This window comes from Stenotrophomonas sp. Sm6012 (genome assembly GCF_030985895.1).
Classification (GTDB): Bacteria; Pseudomonadota; Gammaproteobacteria; order Xanthomonadales; family Xanthomonadaceae; genus Stenotrophomonas; species Stenotrophomonas forensis.
In genome coordinates this window covers 1-1,774 of record NZ_JAPTFX010000269.1, presented here as the reverse complement: position 1 = coordinate 1,774, position 1,774 = coordinate 1, and the positions used below count along the sequence as shown (strand labels likewise).

General features: G+C 65.9%; 2 protein-coding genes. Both read left to right on the top strand.

Features of this window, described 5'->3' with window-relative positions; all coding sequences use genetic code 11:
* Nucleotides 1–20 precede the first annotated feature (20 nt).
* Nucleotides 21–869 carry a 5-dehydro-4-deoxy-D-glucuronate isomerase gene (gene kduI / locus O0J73_RS22290; RefSeq protein ID WP_049456665.1) on the top strand — a complete coding sequence of 283 codons (849 nt, stop codon included), beginning with the start codon at nucleotides 21–23 and terminating at the stop codon, nucleotides 867–869.
* Between the two features lie 81 nt (nucleotides 870–950).
* Nucleotides 951–1,706 (top strand): 2-dehydro-3-deoxy-D-gluconate 5-dehydrogenase KduD, encoded by a 756-nt coding sequence (kduD, locus tag O0J73_RS22285; protein WP_049456664.1) that lies wholly within the window; start codon nucleotides 951–953, stop codon nucleotides 1,704–1,706.
* The last annotated feature ends 68 nt before the right edge of the window (nucleotides 1,707–1,774 follow it).

Here is a 1,774-nt window from a genome sequence, read left to right as displayed (position 1 = left end):
CCCCCCGCTCTGGAGATGCCATGTACTGCAAGACCCACTACGCCACCCATCCCGATGCCATCAACGGTGCCAGCAACGACCAGCTGCGCGACCTGTACCTGCTCGATGGCCTGTTCAATGCCGGTGCGGTGACCCTCAAGTACACCCACTACGAGCGCTTCGTGATCGGTGGTGCCGCACCGGTGGACGCACCGCTGGCCCTGCCGACCCAGACCGAACCGGCGTCGGCGGCGGGCCATCCGTTCCTGGAACGCCGGGAACTGGGCGTGATCAACGTCGGCAGTGGCACCGGTACCATCACCGTCGACGGCACGGTCTACACGCTGGGCCCGAAGGACGGCCTGTACGTGGCCATGGGCAGCAAGGATGTCGTGTTCGCCTCGCAGGACGCCGCCAACCCGGCGCAGTTCTACCTGGCTTCGACCCCCGCCCACGCTCGCTTCGAAACCAGGCAGCTGTCGATCAAGGATGCGGTGGCGCTGGATCGCGGCGCGCTGGAAACCAGCAACGAGCGCACCATCTACCAGTACATCGTGCCGGCCACCTGCCAGTCCTCGCAGCTGCTGCTGGGCCTGACCGTGCTCAAGCCGGGCAGCGTCTGGAACACCATGCCGCCGCACCTGCACGACCGCCGCAGCGAGGTCTACTTCTACTTCGACCTCGGTGACAGCGACCGCGTCTACCACTTCATGGGTGAGCCGGCCGCGCAGCGCCACATCGTGATCCAGAACAACGAAGCGGTGGTGTCACCGCCGTGGTCGATCCACATGGGCGCCGGCACCAGCAACTACGCCTTCATCTGGGCGATGGGTGGCGAGAACCTCGATTACACCGACATGCACGTGCTGGACATCTGCCAGCTCAAGTAAGCCCTGCCCGGCCGCCACGCACCGCGTGCCGGCGGCCGTTGCCGCTGATCCCGCTCGCCTCTATCAAGGAATGCATACGCAATGGCTAATCCCTTCAGCCTGGAAGGCAAGGTCGCTCTGGTAACCGGTGGTAATACCGGCCTGGGCCAGGGCATCGCCGTGGCATTGGCCGCCGCTGGCGCCGACGTCGCCGTGGCCGGCATCGCCCCGCCCACCGAAACCATCGAAAAGATCACCGCGCTGGGACGCCGCTGCCTGGCCATCGAGGCCAACCTGATCAGCATCGAGCCGGTGGCGCGCGTGGTGCGCGAAACCATCGAGGGCCTGGGCGGGCTGGACATCCTGGTCAACAACGCCGGCCTGATTCGCCGTGCCGATGCGGTGGACTTCAGCGAGCAGGACTGGGATGACGTGATGAACGTCAACATCAAGTCTGCGTTCTTCATCTCGCAGGCTGCCGGCCGCCATTTCATCGAACAGGGCCACGGCAAGATCATCAACATTGCTTCGATGCTGTCGTTCCAGGGCGGTATCCGCGTGCCGTCGTACACCGCCAGCAAGAGCGGTATCGCCGGCATCACCCGCCTGCTGGCCAACGAGTGGGCAGGCAAGGGCGTGAACATCAATGCCATTGCGCCGGGCTACATGGCCACCGACAACACCGCCCAGCTGCGCGCCGACCAGGACCGCAACAAGGCCATCCTCGACCGCATCCCGGCCGGCCGCTGGGGCACCCCGGACGACCTGGCCGGTGCGGCCGTGTTCCTGGCGTCGTCGGCGTCGGATTACATCAACGGTGCGGTGCTGCCGGTGGATGGTGGTTGGCTGGCGCGCTGACGTGCGGTCTTGGGTAGTGCCGGCCGCTGGCCGGCAACCTCATTAACGATGAAAGCACCGCCTCGATG

Coding starts and splice junctions, on each gene's coding strand:
- kduI (WP_049456665.1), top strand. CDS start 21: ATGTACTGCAAGACCCACTACGCCACCCATCCCGATGCCATCAACGGT.
- kduD (WP_049456664.1), top strand. CDS start 951: ATGGCTAATCCCTTCAGCCTGGAAGGCAAGGTCGCTCTGGTAACCGGT.